We start from the raw sequence: 16,314 nt of genomic DNA on the forward strand, positions 1-16,314 counted from the left end.
CCGTACGCTCGGCGGCTGGTGAGGGCGACGAACCGACGGTCAGGGGTGGAGATCGTGGAACGCGGCCGGAGTACTAGGCTGGCCCCCCGTGACCGAATTGTCTGCCCTCTCCGCCGTTCCCGCCGGTTCCCGGGACGGAGTGCTGCGCTTCTACTTCGGCCCGATGGACTGCGGCAAGTCCACGCTGGCCCTGCAGATGAACTACAACCACGGCCGCCAGGGCAGGCGTGGCCTGGTGCTCACCAAGCACGACCGCTCGGGCGCCCCGCAGGTCACCAGCCGGATCGGCCTGGGCAGCGAGGCCATCGAGGTCGTCGACGACCTCGACCTGGTGGCCCTGGTCCGCGCGCACGAACCCATCGACTACGTCATCTGCGACGAGGCGTGCTTCTACACGGTCGCCCAGATCGAGCAGCTCGCCGACCTCACCGACGGCTACGGCATCGACGTCTACGCCTTCGGCCTGGCCTCGGACTTCCGCTCGCAGATGTTCCCCGCCACCCAGCGGCTGTTCGAGCTGGCCGACGAGATCAGCCGCCTGCAGGTCGAGGTCCTGTGCTGGTGCGGGCGCCCCGGGCGCCTGAACGCCCGGGTGGTCGGCGGCAGGATGGTCCGTACCGGCGAGCAGGTCGTCATCGGCGACACGGGCGCCGACCCGATCCGCTACCAGGTGCTCTGCCGCCGCCACTACCGCTCCGGGGAGCTCGGCCTGACCGGCTGAGCCCTGCGCCGGGCGGGGGGACGCCCCGCCCGGCGGTGTCAGACGGCGCAGTGGCCCTCGTCGTCACAGGCGTCGCCGCCGTTCGTGGCGGCCTTGACGGCCCTGGCGGCCGGCGACTGGCCGGTGCGCTCGGCGACCTCTTCGAGGGCGGCGAGCAGGGTGTCCTCGGGCTGGGCGCCGGAGACGGCGAACTGGCCCTCGAAGAGGAACAGCGGCACCGAGCTGACACCGAGGGCGCGGGCCTGGGCCAGCTCCTCCTTCACCGCCGCCGCGCCGTCCTCCCCGTCCAGGTCTGCCTGCACGCCGAGCTCGCGGGCCAGTCCGGCGAGGACCTCGCGGGAGCCGACGTCGAGGCCGTCGGTGAAGTGGGCGCGGAAGAGGGCCTGGAGCGCTTCCTCACCCCTGCCCTGCTCTCCGGCGAGCTGGATGAGACGGTGCGCGTCGAAGGTGTTGGCCTGGATCGAGTGGTCGAAGTCCAGCACCAGCCCGTCCTCGGCGGCGACTTCGGTGACCCTGCCGAACATCTGCGCGGCCTGTTCGGCCCCGCCGAACCTCGTCGCGGCCCATGTGAGCGTGAGCTCACCGTTGGACTTCGCGTCCGGCATGAGCTGGAACGGCCTGAACTCGACCTCCACCTCACCGCCCTTGGCCCGGTAGCGCTCCACGGCGCGGGCGAAGCGGGTGTGGCCGATGTAGCACCATGGGCAGACGACGTCTGAGTAGATTTCAACCTTCACACCACGCTGCAACCGGTACCGGGACCCGCTGATTCCACGGGCCCGGCCCGCCGTCCGCGAACACGGGGACGGACGCGGGAACGAACACGGACATGTGGCACCCCGGCGAGAGCCACCCGACCCGCGCCGACCGGCGCTGACCGGCGACGGCGACGGCGACGGCGACGGCGACGGGAGCGAACGGGAAAACCGGAGGCCGCGGGGACCGCGCCCGCCGCCGGGCGGGGTGTTCACGCCCGGCGGCGGGGGTCAGTACGGCAGCGGCCTTCCCGACGGGCTCCGCAGGTCCAGCATGTCCCGGTCGCGACGTCGTGAGCGCTTGCGGATTCGTGTCCGGCGCATCGTCCGGAACTCCTTTCGGGTGCGCGTGCGGGCCTGGCCTGCCGATTCCTGTGATGTGCCGCCGTCCGGACGGCGCGGATGGTCCATGTCTTCTACGTCCCCCGTATCCTCTCTGCCCTCGGTGAGGAGAGGCTTTCCTGTGGTGGTTTGGTAGCCGGTCGCCCCTGTGGTGGTCGGTGAGCCGGGTCGCCGGAAGGTCCCCCGGCCTTCTCAGGCCGCGGTGCCGTTAAAACGCGGGTGGATGGCCAGCTCGAACCAGCTGACCTTCCCCAGGGACGTGCGTTCGCTGCCCCACCGGGCGGAGAGCAGGTCGAGCAGATACAACCCGCGCCCTCCCTCGTCGTCCTCGTGGGCGTCACGCACGTAGGGAAGGGCGGGATTGGCGTCGTCCACCTCGCACCGCAGCATTCCCTCCTGGTAGGAGACGGCGAGCCGGATCGGTCCCCACGCGTGGCGCAACGCGTTGGTGACGAGCTCGCTGACGAGCAGCCGGGCGATCTCGCCCTGCTCGCCGATCCCCCACTCGGCCAGCTGCCCGCAGATCAGCCGCCGGGCTCTGGGCACCGAGGCCGGGATGGGCGGGAGTGGCCAGGACGCCCTCCTGGCAGATGGGCGCGGGAGCGGAACGGCGATCGCGCAGAGGGAGAGGGTAAGGGCGAGAGCGACGAACGGTCTCATGCCGCCCTCCCGCAGGGAGCGCGGTGGGCGGGAACGACACGCCCGTCGGGCAGGATTTCCCCGGTGTCCTCGAAGACCACCACACCGTTGCAGAGCAGCCCCCATCCCTGCTCGGGGTGAGAGACCACGAGACGAGCCGCCTCATGATCGAGGGCGTACGCTGCCGGACAGGCGGGCAGGTGCTGACACACGGTACTACTCCGATCTTGATTGGCTACGGAGGGGAACCTCGCGGAACCCCGAGCGAATGATCGTCCTCACCGGCTCGCCCCCGGCCCGTCGACGACGGGACCGGTCTTCCTTGCCGAACGCGATGGATTCGACTCGCTTCCGCTTCCGGCGACGTCTGTTCACGCGCCCCCGCGCCCGCGTACATCCCAGCGCGATCGGTGGCGAACGGTTCCAGCGATGGCCGGAAACCCGTCGTCGGCGACCACATCCACCCGTTCGATGACCTGCACGTGACGCGAAATCTTCTGCCAGGCTCCCCCGAGCGAACGCGGTGTTGATTTATGCCATTTATGTGTTGTTTCATCTGTGTTTACACCCGTATGTGTTGAGCGTCGATAGAGCCATGGTCTTGTCCTGGTAGAGCATTTTTTGCGGTATTGGTTCTCGCCGCATCAGGTAAAACGGGCGATGACGAAGAGGCCCCCGAAAGCCCGGGTCACTCCCGGCGTGGCGCGGTGGCATCGGCGGCGAAACGGACGAGGAGCGAGGCGAAGGTCTCGCGATCCTCGGCGGGCCAGTGCGCGGTGAAGGCGTCGAACGTGTCGTTCTGCCAGCGGCGGGCGGCTGCGAGGAGTTCGTGGCCGGACGCGGTCAGCGCCAGGTCTGCGTGGCGGGCGTCGCGTTCCATCGTGCCGCGCCGTACCAGCCCTGCGGCGACCGCGTCGGCGACCATGCGGCTGGCCACGGAGCGGTCCACCCCCAGGGCGTCGGCGACGGCCCGCACGCCGGTACGCCCACCGCCACCGCCACCGCCCGTCACACCGGCGCCTCCGGCCCCGCCACCGCTCTCGCCGCCTCCGCCGCCTCCGCCCCTTCCGCCGATGATGTCGACGACCACGACCCGCGAGACGTGCCCGCCCTCGGCGCCGTCGCCGGCGACCCCCTGGGGCCAGCGCCGCGACCAGTAACGGATCAGCGCGAACAGCGCGGGTCCCGCCTGCTCCGCGACGGGGAGGCGACCTCCGGAAAGGGCGGGGACCGCCCCCGGGCCGGAGGACGCACCGGGCACGAGAGGCGCCGCGGGGTCGACCACGGAGCCGGACCCGGGACCGGCCTCAGGTCCGGTCTCAGGTCCGGTCTTGGGGCCGACCTTGGGAACGGTCTCGGGACCGGACGACTCCCGGTCGTGTGCCTGGTCACCGGTGGTCCGCATGGGCGCAGCATCGCACTCGCCCTTGATGTGTGCAAATCGCACATGTAACGTGTGCAAAATGCACGCACTTGATGGCAGCGCTCCCGATACCGAACGAGTGAACGAAGCGATCTCCCTGGTCACGCGATTCGAGGAGGCGGTCAACCGGCAGGCCGTGGCCGAGGCCGCGGGGATGGCCGCCGAGGATGTCGCGATCACCGGACCACGCGGCACCGCTCACGGGGTGGACGTCCTGCGCCGGTGGGTCGCGGACTCGGGCATCCGGCTCACCTCGCGGCGCCTCTTCGTCCGGCTCCCCCACCTGGTGGCCGAGCAGACGGCCCGCTGGCACGACCCCGGCACCGGGGCTCTCGGCGACGCGACGACCGTGGCGACCCTGTTCACCGTACGGAACTCGAAGATCGCCGGTATCGCCCGCTATGACAACGGCCTCGCGGCGGCGCTCCTCGCCGCCGGACTGGCCGAGATCGACGAGGTCGCCGTCCCAGGTCCGCCGCGGGCGGTCTAGAGGGAGGACCGGATGCGACCGGCGGAGGGGACCGACGGACCAGGGGCGCTACGGGGCGTAGACGACGGACCAGGGGCGGGGGGCGGGCGACGGGGACGTCCCGGGTGCCGCCCGCGGCGTCCCTGCGGTGACGTCCTGGGCGAGGATCCCGGCCGCCAGGGCGGCGAACCCGGCGGCCGCGGGGTGGGCCGACCGCTCCGGCCAGGCGACACAGATCCCTCTCAGGAGAGGGGCGCCGGCCAGGGGGCGCCAGGCCAGCCGAGGCTCCCTGCGGGCCATCGCCTCCTGTTCGAACGCCACCCCGTGCCCCGCCAGCACGAGCCCCAGCAGGAACTCCGGGTTGCGGGCGTGCTGGAGGCGTGCGGGCGAGAAACCCCCCGCGCGGCAGACGTCGAGCATGCGGTCGTACCACGCCGGGGAGGTCTCGCGCGGGAAGACGACGAGGTCGTGCCCGGCGAGGTCGGCCAGCGCGACCTCCCACGGCCGTGACCCCGTCCGCGGTTGCGGCCGTGCCTGCGCCAGGGGGGAGGTGCGGGGCAGCACCACGCCCAGCGGGATCTCCACGACGGGCCCGGACCGCAGGCCGGGAACGTCGACGGGGTGGTGCACGAGGCCCGCGTCGAGCTGGGCGGAGGTCAGCCGGCGCAGCTGTTCCGGAATGGTGAGCTCGTGGAGCTCCAGCCGTAGCCCCGGAGTCTCCTCGGCGACATGCCGCAGCAGGGCGTGCAGCGTCACGGCCGGGATCTCCGGGGGTACCCCGACCCGGAGGGTTCCCAGCTCACCGTCACCGGCCTGGCGCATCATCGCCCGCAGGCGCTCCTCACCGGCCAGGAACCGCCTGGCCTCCTCGACGAGGAGCCGGCCCGCCATCGTGAGCTCGATCTGCCGTCGCGAGCGGTCGAACAGCTCGGCACCGAGCTCGCGCTCCAGCCTCTGGATCGACTGGCTGAGCGGCGGCTGCGCGATGCCCAGCACCTCCGCGGCGCGGCCGAAGTGCAGTTCTTCGGCGACGACGATGAAATGCCGCAGATGCCGGGAAAGGTCCACGGCGTCACGATAGGCGATCGTCCGCGGACCCGCGGCACGTCACAGGCCCGCGGCACGCCGCGATCCGTTGGCGCACCGCGATCCGGAGGTACGGCATGATCCGGTGGCGCGCCGCGACCCGGCGGCGCGTCACGATCCGGCGGCGGGGCTGGATAGCGTTGCGGGCATGTCGGCAGAGGAACGGATAGCGGGAATCTTCGCGGCCGCCGGGGTGGAGGGGCACCTGCACGCGCTGGACGTCGCCGGGGGCCGCGAGATCGCCGTACGCGCCGACGAACAGGTCGTGATCGCCTCGATCTTCAAGGTGCTCCTGGTCCTGGAGTTCGCCCGTCAGGCGGCGGCCGGTCAGCTCGACCCGGCCGAGCGCGTCCTCGTGGCGGCGGAGGACAGGCTCGGCGGATGGGGGACCGCCGGATGCGCGGACGACGTGGAGATGTCACTGCGCGATCTCGCCCACTTCGCCATGCAGGTCAGCGACAACACCGCCGCCGACCTGCTGATGCGGAGGATCGGCCTGGACACCGTGCGGATGCTGGCGGCGGAACTGGGGCTGGCGCGCACCCGCGTGGTCGGCGGGCCCAGGCAGCTGCTGGAGTCGATGCTCGCGGACGTGGGGGCGCGGGACGACGCCGAGTTCGCGCGGATCTTCCCGACGCTGCCCCCCGAGCGGGTACGGGCGCTGCGGGTCCTCGATCCCGATCACACGACCTCCGGCACGGCGCGCGACATGACCCGGCTGCTCGGGCTGATCTGGCGGGACGAGGCCGGGCCGCCGGAGGCGTGCGCGGCCGTCCGCGACTACATGACGCGGCAGATCTTCTGGACGCGGATCGCCTCTGGCTTCCCGCCGGGGACGCGGGTGGCCGCCAAGACGGGGACGCTGCCCGGCCTGCACATGGAGGCCGGAGTCGTCGAGTATCCCTCCGGCGAGGGCTACGCGGTGGCGGTGTTCACCCGGGCCGGGCAGCTGCCCACCCGGCGCATCGACGTCGACCTGGCGATCGGCCAGGCCGCGCGGGCCGCCGTCGACGCGCTGCGGGCCGAGTGATCTCCCCCACTCGGCGGGCGGGTTCCGCTTCCCGCACGCCGTCCGGTTCCCGCCCCAGCTGCTCTGATACGCGTTCGCCTATCGGAGACGACGGTCGAGGATCTTGGACGTGGACGGCCTCGTGGTGGTTGGGTCCTCAGCGGGCCGCACGCGGCCGGCGGTCGTCACCCGGGTGACCGGTGACGACCGTGCGTTCATCCGCACCGAGGGAGAGACATGTCCCGATTCGATCGAAGAGGTTTCCTTCGCACCGCGACGGCGGGGGCAGCGCTGGCGGGGGCCGCGCTGGCACCGGCGGCCGGAGATCTCCTGTCCCCGTCGCCCACCAGGGCGGCGGCGCGTCCGGGCGGGGGGAAGACCGCCGCGACGTTCCGCTGGCTCGGCACGTCGGGCTGGCGCGTGGACGTGGGGTCGTCGACGTTCCTCGTCGACCCGTACGTGACGCGGTTCGACACCGGCCTGGCGGCGGGCGCGTTCAAGCCCACCACGCGGCTGGAGGTCGACGCCGAGGCGGTCGGCAAGCACGCGGGCACGCCGAAGGTGGTGCTGGTGACGCACGCGCACTGGGACCACTTCAACGACGTCCCGCACATCGCGACGTCGACCGGGGCACGGGTGGTCGGCACCGCCACCACGTGCAACCTGGCGCTGGCGTTCGACGTGAAGAGCAACCTGCTCAGCCCGGTGAAGGGCGGGGAGGTCCTGGACTTCGGCGACTACGTCGTCGAGGTGGTGGCGTCGCTGCACAGCCGCAACGCCGACTACTCCATGGTCTTCCCCGGGGTCCGGCTGACCCGGCCTGAGCGTAAGCCGGAGAACATCTCCGAGCTGCCCGAGGGCGACACCCTGGCGTTCCAGGTGAAGATCAAGGGCGGTCCGTCGGTTTTCTTCATGGGCGGCAGTGACTTCGTCGAGCGCAACCTCACCGGTCTCGCCCCGGACGTCGCGATGATCCCCACCACCTCCTCGTCGTCCACGTACGACTACGTGCCGCGCCTCCTGCGGGCCCTGGACATGCCCCGCGTGGTCGTCCCGGTGCACTGGGACAACTTCGAGGTGGCACTGCGGAACCCGCCGCAGGCCGACGAGAAGTCGAGGAAGAGCCTCGCCGGGTTCGTCGCGGCGGTGCGCAGGGTCAGCCCCGGGACGAAGGTCGTGATCCCGGACTATCTGACACCGCACACCTTCGGCTGACGCCCGCGCCGCCGGTCCCTGCCGACGGCCCGCGCTCACGGGACACGCTGACGACCCGCGCTCACGGGACACGCTGACGACCCGTGCTCACGGGGCGCGCTGACGGTCCGTGCTCACCGGGCGCGCTAGGGAACGGAGGCGATCTCCTCAAGGCGGGCGGCCAGCTGCTCGGGCTCGCCGTCGATCAGGGCGGACACCCCGCGCCACCAGGCGAACCACTCGCCGCTGCGCCACATCCAGTCGATCCGTTCGATGGAGGCGACGACGTCGCCCTTGACGCGCCACACCTCACCGGCCTGCTCGGTGGAGGCGCCGTGTCGCAACGCCCAGGCGTGCAGGGTCGCGGCGGCCTCGGCGTCGACCGGTTGCCCGTACGGGTCGGGGTGCTCGTCCAGCCGGTGGGGGCCGAGCCCGGCGGCGACGCCCCAGCTCCACTGGGCCTCGGCGGGACGGGAGTAGCGGAGGGAGTCGAAGTCGAGGTTGGAACCGAGCTCGTCGTCGGCGCGGCGCACGACCACCGCGTCGAGACGGCCGCCCGCGTCGAAGGAGACCACGACCCGCCGGCCGGGGTGCGCGTCCTTGGGCAGCTCGACCCGGTCCTCGGCCTGCCAGGAGTTGAGGTCGGTGACCGCGGCCGGACGCCCCCAGGCCTCGTCGGCCGCGTCGTCGGCGATCCAGGCGGCGAGCATCTCCAGGACGGTCAGATCGGTCCACGGTTCGATCGCCGTGGAGGTCTGGAGCACCTCGTCGGGCGCGGGCAGCTTGCCACCGCGCTCCTGCCGCCACCACTCCTTCCCGAGTTCGCGGGTGCCGACCAGCAGACCGGCCAGGGCGGCGAGTTCGGTGGATCTGCGGGTGAGGGGGGCGCCACGTGCGAGCTCGACGGCACGCGCGACGCGGTCGGCGCCCAGCGCCGCCTTCGCCTCGCTCAGCAGCAGGGCGGCGTCCGGCCGCTCCTCGCCCAGCAGATCGCGGATCAGTCGTCTGGCCTCGGTCCTGGCGTCCTCCGCACGTGCATCACGCATACCGACACGGTACGCCGGGAGATCCTTAGGCGCGAGCGTCACCGGGCGGTACGGCCGTGCCGTCGTCCCGTGGCGACTCGGCGAGATACGCCGCCCTTCCCACCATGTAGGCGGCCACCGCCACCGTCACCACCTGGTAGACGGCGATCAGCAGCAGCGTGCCGGCGATCGCCCAGCGGGGGTGGCGCAGCCACATGGCGAGCAGGACGAGCTGGAGGCCGAGCACCTGGGGTTTGGTCGCCGCGTGCATGCGAGACAGGGTGCCGGGAAACCGGACCATCCCCACCCCGGCCGCGAACGCCAGGCCCGCCCCCAGCAGCAGGCACGCGCCGGCGGCCACATCCAGCACGGTCACCGGGCACGTCCCGCGAAGAACCTCGCCAGCGAGACCGAGCCGACGAATCCCAGCAGGGACAGCGCCAGCAGCAGGGGCATCGCCGAGTACTCCCGGTACGTCGCCGCCTCCGCGCCGATCGCGCACATGACGACGGCGGTGAGCACGTCCAGCGCGACGGCCCGGTCCAGCATCGTGGGGCCGCGGACCAGGCGGTAGAGCGTCATCACCGCGGCGGCGGCGAGCAGCACCAGAACGGTCAGGTATGTCACCGTCATCGCGGCTCCCCCTCACACGCCCCCGTCATCGTGGCCCCCTCACAGATCACCGTCATCGCAGCTCCTCCCGGTCGGCGCGGGTGCCGAAGGCGGCCACGATGCGGCTCTCCAGCCGCGTCACGTCCTCGCGGGTGACCCGGGTGACGGTCGGCGCGTCACCCGGGATGCCGAGCACGTGGAGCACCAGCAGCCTCCGCCGCACGTTCGCCTCCAGCACCAGGCTGCCCGGCAGCGCCGACAGCGCCACCGTCATCAGCACGGCCATCGTCTCCGACGAGGAGTGCAGCCTGACCTCGACGATCTGGACCGGGGGCGGCGCGCCCGGGCGCAGCGCCCAGAAGGCGACCCGGAAGCTGGAGGCCGCCAGGTCCCCCGCGAAGCGGACGACGAACAGGAGGATCCCGACGGGGTGGAGCCGGATCCCGGAATCCTCGACCGGCAGCGGCAGCAACCACACGGCGGCCAGCGCGGCCAGCAGGCCGCCGAGCACGTTGCCCACGCTGAGGTCTCCCCAGAGCAACAGCCAGATCGCGGTGAGCCAGGCCACCAGCGGCAGCGGTACGGGCCTGCCCAGCACCCGGGGCACCGGGATCGTCGGGCCCGGCCCCCTCACCGCTCACCGCCGAGCACCGCGGAGACGTACGGCTCGCGAGCCAGCAGCTCGCCCGCGGCCCGCTCGGCCAGGGCGGACAGCGGCCCGGCCAGCACGGTGTACGACAGGGCCAGCACCACCAGCGCCGCCGTGGCGGCGAGCATCGGCGCCGGCATGGTGACGGCGGTGACGACGGCCTTACCGGTGATCCCCCCGGTGTCCCCCGCGCCGCTCTCATCGTCTCCCGCCTCGCCTGTCCCTTCCGTACCGGCCGCGCCGGGCTCTCCCTCCCCGCCCTCCCGCACGGCTCCCCCCTCCGCGGTCGTTTCCGGGGCCGGCGCGGCCGATGTCCCCCAGAAGGCCCTGTTCCAGGTCGTGGCCACCGCGTACAGGGTGAGCAGGCTGGTCACCAGCCCTCCCGCGACCAGGGCCAGGGCCATCGGACGGCCGTCCGCGACCCCTGCCTGGAGCAGCCCGAGCTTGCCCAGGAAGCCGGACATCGGCGGTATCCCCGCCAGGTTCATCGCGGGCACGAAGAAGAGCACCGCGATCGCGGGAGCCGCCCCCGCCAGGCCGCCGAGCCGGTTCAGGGAGGTGGTGCCGGTACGGCGCTCGATCAGGCCGGTCACCAGGAACAGACTCGTCTGCACGGTGATGTGGTGGGCGACGTAGAAGATGGCGCCCGCCATGCCGGCGACGGTGAACAGCGCGACCCCGAACACCATGTAGCCGATGTGGCTGACCAGGGTGAAGGAGAGCATGCGCTTGATGTCGGTCTGCGCCACCGCCCCGAACACCCCGACCAGCATGGTCAGGAGCGCCGCCCACATCAGCAGGCCGCTCACCGGGCCGCCGGGGAACAGCAGCGCCTCCAGCCGGATGATCGAGTAGATGCCGACCTTGGTGAGCAGCCCCGCGAAGAGCGCCGTCGCGGGGGCGGGCGCGGTCGGGTACGAGTCGGGCAGCCACGCCGACATCGGGAAGATCGCGGCCTTGACCACGAAGACCAGCAGGAGCGTCAGCTCGACCAGCAGCCTGATGTGCTGGGGCAGCACCGAGAACCGCTCGGCCAGCTGTGCCATCGACACGGTGCCGGTCGCGGCGTAGGCGACCGCGATCGCGACGAGGAACAGCAGCGACGACGCCAGCCCCACCACCGTGTATGTGGCGCCCGCCCGGATGCGGGCCTCTGTCCCGCCGAAGGTCAGCAGCACGTAGGAGCCGCTGAGCAGCATCTCGAACCCGACGAAGAGGTTGAACAGGTCACCCGAGAGGAAGGCGTCCGACACCCCGGCGACCATGATCAGATACGCCGGGTGGAAGATCGACAGCGGGGCCCTGTGCTCCTGGTCGGCCCGGGACTGGGAAATCGAGTAGACCATCACGCAGAGCGTCACCGCGGAGGAGACCGCCAGCATCAACGTGGAGAGCCTGTCGGCGACGAGCGTGATGCCGATCGGCGCGCCCCAGCCTCCGGCATGGGCCACCAGCGGTCCCTGCCGGTCGGCGGCCGGCAGCAGGAGCAGCGACACGAGCAGTACCACCGCGAGCGTGCCCACGCTGATGAGCGCCTGGAGCCGTACCAGCTTCCGGCCGATGGCCAGCTTGAGCCCGGCGGCCAGCAGCGGCAGCACCACGGGCACCGGGATCAGCGCCTCCACCGGCACCCCCTCCCGCGGTCCCCCACGGACCTCCCTCCCGCACGGCGCGGGACGCGATCCCGCATCAGTCCTCCCCCTCCAGGTCGGTGTCGTCCTGCGCCCTGGCCTGCCGTGCCCGGTCGGCGCGGATCGCGGCGCGCATCTGCCGGAGGGCGTCGCGACGGCGGGCGTGGAGCCGCCTGCGGATCTGCCGCTCCCGCACGATCTGCTCCCGCTCCCTGCGGGCGAACTCGGCGCGTATCTCCCGGACGCGTTCCTGCCGCTCCTCCTTGGAGAGGTCCTCGGCGCGCCGCGCCTCGGCGAACCGCTCGGCGAGCCGTTCGGCGGACAGTCCCTTGTCCTTGTGCTCCTGCAGCCAGCGGCCCAGGTCGACGTTCACGTCGAGGATCCGCTGCTCCAGTTCCGCGGTCTCCCTGCGCTCCCGCTCGTGGCGGGCCTCCCGCAGGCGGGCGAGCTCGACGCGCTGCTCCCTGACCAGCCGCCGGTACGCCTCCTGGCGCTCGAGCACCTCCTGGCCGAGCTCGCCGCGCCTGGCCCGCAGCCGCACCCGGCGGTCCTCGGTGTCGTCCTGCACCTCGTCGGCACCGGTGAGCTGCCAGGACCGGTGGATCATGGCGAGCAGGAAGGCGGTGACGCCCAGCGTGATGACGATGGCGGTGAGCACCATGGCCTGCGGCAGCGGGTCGGCCATCAGCTCCGGCGCGGTCGTGCCCAGGATCGGCGGCCTTCCCGGTGGCCCGCTCGCGGTGAGGATCAGCAGGTTCACCCCGTTGGTGAGCAGGATGACACCGGCCAGCAGCCGGACCAGGCTCCTCTCCAGCAGCAGCGTGACCCCGGTGGCCACGAGCGTGCCGGCCACCAGGAGAGGCAGCAGCGGGGCGGTCACCGGTCCTCCCCCTCGTCGATCCGCCGGTCCAGCTCGGCGCCCAGGCTGCGCAGGACGTCCTGCACCATGCCGACCACCGTGATGTAGACCCCGGCTTCGAACAGCAGCACGGTCGACAGGTGAAGGTCGCCGACGAGCGGGAGGCGCAGGTCGGCGGGGAGCATGTCCAGCGGCCCGGCGCCGGCCAGCATCCCCCAGAACGCGGTGGCCGTGCACAGCAGGAGCCCCAGGCCGATCAGTACCCCGGCGGTGACCGGCGCGGCGGCGGCCAGCTCGTACCGGCCTCCGGCGAGATAGCGCATGACCAGCGCGAGACCGGCCACCATGCCCCCGGCGAACCCGCCGCCCACCGCGCCGTGCCCGGTGAACAGCAGGAAGACCGAGACCACCATCACCGTGTGGAAGGTCAGCCTGGCCACGAGCTCGAAGATGACCGCCCGCTGCCCGGGTGGCAGGGTGGCCGCCAGCCAGTACGTCCGGGAGTCGTCGCCGGTCCTGCCCTGCGGGACCCGCAGCGCGTACGACCGGCTGCGCAGGAAGACCAGGCCGGTCATGCCGAGGGTGAGGACGACGAGCACGGAGGTCTCCCCCATGGTGTCCCAGGCCCTGACGTCGACCAGGATCGCGCTGACGATGTTGGCGGCCCCCGCCTCCTCGGCGGCCGGGGCCATCAGCGTGCCGACCGGCGTCGCCTGCCGCGCGTTCATCGCGAGCATCCCCGCCCCGGCCATTACCGTGCCGCTCACGACGCCGAGGGCGAATCGCGCGGCGAACGGCACCCGGGGCCGGTTCTCCCGGGGACCGAGGGGAAGCCTGCGGAGCACCAGCACGAACACGACCAGGCTCAGCGTCTCGACGAGAAACTGGGTCAGGGCCAGGTCGGGCGAGCCGTGGACGAGGAACAGCAGCGCCGTGCCGTACCCGGTCAGGCCCGCCACCAGCACCAGCACGATGTGCGAGCGCACCCTGAGCACGACGGCGGCCGTGGCCATGAGGAGCACGCCGATGACGGGCTGCTCGACGCGTTCCCAGAGCACCACGTCCGGACGCAGGTCGGGCGAGGGCCCGTACAGCAGCGAGAAGGCCGCGACCCCCGCCAGGGACACGAACGCGATCATGAGGTAGTCGGGCAGCGAGCCGCGCTGGACGACGCCGGTCAGCTGCAGGGAGAAGCGGCCCAGCCCGCGGACCAGCGCCCAGTAGGCCCGGCCGGAGTCCATCATGTGCAGTGCCGCCCCCACCTGCGCCAGCGGTTCCCTGACCAGGAAGAGGAGCGCGCCCCCCGCCAGCGCGGCGGCCGACAGCAGCAGCGGCACCGGGGCTCCGCTCCACAGCGCGAGGTGGGTGCCGTGGCCGGGGCCGGGAAAGGTGCCGGTGTAGCCCTCCATCGCCTCGCCGTACCGCCCGGCGAGCGGGGCTGCGGCGAGCCCGAGCACCGACAGCAGCGCGGGCGGCAGGAACGTCGCGGCGCCGGTGGGGCGCACCGGCACCGGTTCCCCGCCGGGCTTGTCGCCGAAGGCGCCCCACAGGAAACGCGCGCTGTAACCGGCGGTGAGCGCGGAGCCGAGGACGACTCCCGCGAGGACCGCCGTGTCGGCGGGCCGCCCGGTCAGCAGCGACTCGAAGGCGGCCTCCTTGCCGACGAATCCCAGGAACGGCGGGATGCCCGCCATCGAGACGGCGGCCCCCGCCGCGGTCGCGGACAACCACGGCGCCGAGCGCCGCAGGCCGCTCAGCTCGCGCAGGTCACGGGTTCCCGTGGAGCGGTCGACGACACCGACGACCAGGAAGAGGGACGCCTTGAACAGCGCGTGCGCGAGCAGCATCCCGACCCCGGCGATCGCGGTGTCGCGGGTGGCCGCGCCGAACAGCACGGTCAGAAACCCCAGCTGGCTCACCGTGCCGTAGGCGAGCAGCCTCTTGAGGTCGTACTCGCGCAGTGCCCGCCAGGCGCCGAGCAGCATGGTGAGCAGGCCCAGCGGCACGGCCGTCCAGCGCCACACGGCGAGGTCACCGAAGGCCGGGCCCAGGCGGGCGAGCAGGTAGACCCCGGCCTTCACCATCGCCGCGGCGTGCAGGTAGGCCGAGACCGGCGTCGGCGCGGCCATCGCGGCCGGCAGCCACATGCTGAACGGGAAGATCGCAGACTTCGACAGCGCGCCGACCAGGATCAGCACCACCGCCACCGGGACCAGGCCGCCGGACGGCGGGTCCGCGACGATCCGCGAGATGCGGTACGTTCCCGCGGCCTCGCCGAGCACGACCATGCCGCCCAGCATCGCCAGCCCGCCGAACGTGGTGACGGTCAGCGCCTCCATCGCGGCCCTGCGGCCGGCCCTGCTCGCGGGGTCGTGGCCGATCAGCAGGTAGGAGAAGACGGTGGTCAGCTCCCAGAACACGTACAGCAGCAGGAGGTCGTCGGCGACCACCAGGCCGAGCATCGCCCCGGCGAAGGCCACGAGCACCCCGGCGAACCGGCCGAGTCCCTCGGCGGTGGCGGCGAAGTAGCGCGAGCAGTACAGCACGACCAGCGCGCCCACGCCGGTGACCAGCGCCATCATCAGCACGGCCGGCGCGTCGGCGCGGAAGGACAATCCCAGGCCGAGGGCGGGTGCCCAGTCATGGTGCGACTCGACCGGGACGCCGGTCAGGGCGATCCGGACCGTGTAGGCGAGCCCGCAGGCGGGCGGTACAGCGAGCGGGAAGAACGCGTCCCGGCCGAAGCGGCGCACCAGTGCCGGGGCGAGTACCGCCGCCACGGCGTGCAGGATCAGCAGCGGCTCCATGTCCCCCCGGGCACCCGTCGTGGCCGACGTATCCCAAAATGCCGGGAGGTACACGTTTCACCGGTCAAGCACGCGGGCCGCTTGACCCGAACACCGCCGGTTCTTCACCTGGGCGTGATCAGCTCCTCGAACCGGCGGGCACGGTCACCGTCTCCCGCCGCTTCCCGCCGGGAAACACTGCGGAACACCGGGAAACACCGCGGAACACCGGGGAACGCCGTCACCGCCTCCCGCCGGTACGGCCGAGCAGCCAGCCGATCACCGCGCTGCCGAGCGCGACGCCCGCGCCCATCCCGAACGCGGCGAGAAGCGACCAGGCGGGGACCCCGGGCCTGGGCTGCTTGGCCGGGCGTTCGAAGACGTGCGCGGGTCCGGACTGGCCGGCCGCGACCGGCGATCCCGGCTCGGCGAGTGCCACGGGCCCGGCGGGCGACGGATCGCCGCCCGGCGCGATCCGGGTGAGGGCGCCGGAGGCGGAACCGGAACCGGAACCGGAACCGGAAGCGGAAGCGGAAGCGGGAACGGGAACGGGAACGGGAACGGGAACGGCGGGAATCTCCCCCGAGGCGAGGTGGCTCTCCACGGCGGAGAAGAACTCCCCCGCGGTCTTCCTCGCGACGGAGCCCAGCATGCGCTGACCGACCCCGCCGATCATGCCGCCGATCACGGCCTCGGCGTCGTAGTCGATCCGGGTGCCGCCCTCGACCTCGCTGAGGCGGATCTCCACGGTGGCGTCCACGGTGCCGGGGGCGCCCTGGCCCCGGGCCCTGAGCACGAACCGTTCCGGCGCCTCGGGCTCCGACAGGGCGACCTCGCCCTGGTAGACGCCCTTGATGGAGGCCACCCCCGCGGTGACGGTCATCCGGTAGGTGTCCGGCCCCGTCTCCTCCAGGCGCTCGCAGCCCGGGATCGTGCGTACGAGCACGGCCGGGTTCTGGAGCGCTGACCACACACGATCTCTGTCGATGCCGAGCACGGCACTGCCTGCGAGCTTCACACCAGCACCCTAGGCAATCGCCGGGCGGGCGGATAACAGCAACATCTGCCCGCCGGCGAGACCCGCCCTTGTCAGTGCTGCCCCAGTGCCTCGAAC

17 protein-coding genes are annotated in these 16,314 nt (G+C 72.4%); 4 read left to right on the top strand and 13 right to left on the bottom strand.

Annotated features, from left to right (window positions below):
- Positions 1-88 precede the first annotated feature (88 nt).
- Positions 89-721: a thymidine kinase gene (locus AB0F88_RS11610; protein ID WP_362680876.1), complete on the top strand. Its 633-nt coding sequence runs from the start codon at positions 89-91 to the stop codon at positions 719-721.
- A 38-nt stretch (positions 722-759) separates the two neighbouring features.
- Here AB0F88_RS11610 and AB0F88_RS11615 read toward each other — a convergent pair whose 3' ends face one another.
- From AB0F88_RS11615 to AB0F88_RS11630, 4 genes are all read right to left on the bottom strand, one after another.
- Positions 760-1,458: a DsbA family oxidoreductase gene (locus AB0F88_RS11615; protein WP_362680879.1), complete on the bottom strand. Its 699-nt coding sequence runs from the start codon at positions 1,456-1,458 to the stop codon at positions 760-762.
- A gap of 552 nt (positions 1,459-2,010) precedes the next feature.
- Positions 2,011-2,478: an ATP-binding protein gene (locus tag AB0F88_RS11620; RefSeq protein ID WP_362680882.1), complete on the bottom strand. Its 468-nt coding sequence runs from the start codon at positions 2,476-2,478 to the stop codon at positions 2,011-2,013.
- Positions 2,475-2,669 carry a DUF5999 family protein gene (locus AB0F88_RS11625; protein ID WP_362680885.1) on the bottom strand — a complete coding sequence of 65 codons (195 nt, stop codon included), beginning with the start codon at positions 2,667-2,669 and terminating at the stop codon, positions 2,475-2,477. Before AB0F88_RS11625 ends, AB0F88_RS11620 begins: the two co-directional genes overlap by 4 nt.
- 476 nt (positions 2,670-3,145) lie before the next feature.
- Positions 3,146-3,862: a MarR family winged helix-turn-helix transcriptional regulator gene (locus tag AB0F88_RS11630; RefSeq protein WP_362680888.1), complete on the bottom strand. Its 717-nt coding sequence runs from the start codon at positions 3,860-3,862 to the stop codon at positions 3,146-3,148.
- A 58-nt stretch (positions 3,863-3,920) separates the two neighbouring features.
- On the opposite strand from AB0F88_RS11630, the gene AB0F88_RS11635 reads away from it, so the two are divergent.
- The gene (locus AB0F88_RS11635) at positions 3,921-4,370 is read left to right on the top strand and encodes a nuclear transport factor 2 family protein (RefSeq protein ID WP_362680891.1); all 450 of its coding nucleotides are present in this window, start codon (positions 3,921-3,923) and stop codon (positions 4,368-4,370) included.
- 48 nt (positions 4,371-4,418) lie between these two features.
- Here the strand turns inward: AB0F88_RS11635 and AB0F88_RS11640 are convergent, their stop codons facing one another.
- Entirely contained in the window at positions 4,419-5,417 is a 999-nt protein-coding gene (locus AB0F88_RS11640; RefSeq protein WP_362680894.1) for a LysR substrate-binding domain-containing protein, read from the bottom strand.
- A gap of 166 nt (positions 5,418-5,583) precedes the next feature.
- Here AB0F88_RS11640 and AB0F88_RS11645 point away from each other — a divergent pair, with 166 nt between their 5' ends.
- Both AB0F88_RS11645 and AB0F88_RS11650 read left to right on the top strand, forming a co-directional pair.
- On the top strand, positions 5,584-6,465 hold the full coding sequence (locus AB0F88_RS11645; protein ID WP_362680897.1) for a serine hydrolase: 882 nt from the start codon (positions 5,584-5,586) through the stop codon (positions 6,463-6,465).
- Between the two features lie 216 nt (positions 6,466-6,681).
- The gene (locus tag AB0F88_RS11650) at positions 6,682-7,659 is read left to right on the top strand and encodes an MBL fold metallo-hydrolase (protein WP_362680900.1); all 978 of its coding nucleotides are present in this window, start codon (positions 6,682-6,684) and stop codon (positions 7,657-7,659) included.
- A 125-nt stretch (positions 7,660-7,784) separates the two neighbouring features.
- Here the strand turns inward: AB0F88_RS11650 and AB0F88_RS11655 are convergent, their stop codons facing one another.
- The 8 genes from AB0F88_RS11655 to AB0F88_RS11690 all read right to left on the bottom strand — a co-directional run bounded on the left by AB0F88_RS11655 (position 7,785) and on the right by AB0F88_RS11690 (position 16,218).
- Positions 7,785-8,684, bottom strand: a complete 900-nt coding sequence (locus AB0F88_RS11655) for a hypothetical protein (protein WP_362680902.1) — start codon at positions 8,682-8,684, stop codon at positions 7,785-7,787.
- A 25-nt stretch (positions 8,685-8,709) separates the two neighbouring features.
- Complete coding sequence (gene mnhG, locus AB0F88_RS11660; RefSeq protein WP_362680905.1) at positions 8,710-9,039, bottom strand: monovalent cation/H(+) antiporter subunit G; 330 nt, start codon at positions 9,037-9,039, stop codon at positions 8,710-8,712.
- Complete coding sequence (locus AB0F88_RS11665) at positions 9,036-9,296, bottom strand: monovalent cation/H+ antiporter complex subunit F (protein ID WP_362680908.1); 261 nt, start codon at positions 9,294-9,296, stop codon at positions 9,036-9,038. Before AB0F88_RS11665 ends, mnhG begins: the two co-directional genes overlap by 4 nt.
- A gap of 52 nt (positions 9,297-9,348) precedes the next feature.
- Complete coding sequence (locus tag AB0F88_RS11670) at positions 9,349-9,882, bottom strand: Na+/H+ antiporter subunit E (RefSeq protein ID WP_362680911.1); 534 nt, start codon at positions 9,880-9,882, stop codon at positions 9,349-9,351.
- A 23-nt stretch (positions 9,883-9,905) separates the two neighbouring features.
- Positions 9,906-11,549: a Na+/H+ antiporter subunit D gene (locus AB0F88_RS11675; protein ID WP_362680914.1), complete on the bottom strand. Its 1,644-nt coding sequence runs from the start codon at positions 11,547-11,549 to the stop codon at positions 9,906-9,908.
- A gap of 64 nt (positions 11,550-11,613) precedes the next feature.
- Entirely contained in the window at positions 11,614-12,435 is an 822-nt protein-coding gene (locus tag AB0F88_RS11680) for a Na(+)/H(+) antiporter subunit C (RefSeq protein WP_362680917.1), read from the bottom strand.
- The gene (locus AB0F88_RS11685; protein ID WP_362680919.1) at positions 12,432-15,221 is read right to left on the bottom strand and encodes a Na+/H+ antiporter subunit A; all 2,790 of its coding nucleotides are present in this window, start codon (positions 15,219-15,221) and stop codon (positions 12,432-12,434) included. The genes AB0F88_RS11680 and AB0F88_RS11685 overlap by 4 nt, the downstream gene beginning before the upstream one ends.
- 220 nt (positions 15,222-15,441) lie before the next feature.
- Positions 15,442-16,218 carry a carbon monoxide dehydrogenase subunit G gene (locus tag AB0F88_RS11690; protein WP_362680922.1) on the bottom strand — a complete coding sequence of 259 codons (777 nt, stop codon included), beginning with the start codon at positions 16,216-16,218 and terminating at the stop codon, positions 15,442-15,444.
- Between the last annotated feature and the right edge of the window lie 96 nt (positions 16,219-16,314).

This window comes from Streptosporangium sp. NPDC023963, assembly GCF_040639135.1.
Classification (GTDB): domain Bacteria; phylum Actinomycetota; class Actinomycetes; order Streptosporangiales; family Streptosporangiaceae; genus Streptosporangium.

Excerpts from the sequence above, each read along its gene's own strand:
- AB0F88_RS11685 (WP_362680919.1), bottom strand. The coding sequence starts at position 15,221 with ATGGAGCCGCTGCTGATCCTGCACGCCGTGGCGGCGGTACTCGCCCCG.
- AB0F88_RS11645 (WP_362680897.1), top strand. The coding sequence starts at position 5,584 with ATGTCGGCAGAGGAACGGATAGCGGGAATCTTCGCGGCCGCCGGGGTG.
- AB0F88_RS11620 (WP_362680882.1), bottom strand. The coding sequence starts at position 2,478 with ATGAGACCGTTCGTCGCTCTCGCCCTTACCCTCTCCCTCTGCGCGATC.
- AB0F88_RS11665 (WP_362680908.1), bottom strand. The coding sequence starts at position 9,296 with ATGACGGTGACATACCTGACCGTTCTGGTGCTGCTCGCCGCCGCCGCG.
- AB0F88_RS11635 (WP_362680891.1), top strand. The coding sequence starts at position 3,921 with ATGCACGCACTTGATGGCAGCGCTCCCGATACCGAACGAGTGAACGAA.
- AB0F88_RS11655 (WP_362680902.1), bottom strand. The coding sequence starts at position 8,684 with ATGCGTGATGCACGTGCGGAGGACGCCAGGACCGAGGCCAGACGACTG.
- AB0F88_RS11630 (WP_362680888.1), bottom strand. The coding sequence starts at position 3,862 with ATGCGGACCACCGGTGACCAGGCACACGACCGGGAGTCGTCCGGTCCC.
- AB0F88_RS11650 (WP_362680900.1), top strand. The coding sequence starts at position 6,682 with ATGTCCCGATTCGATCGAAGAGGTTTCCTTCGCACCGCGACGGCGGGG.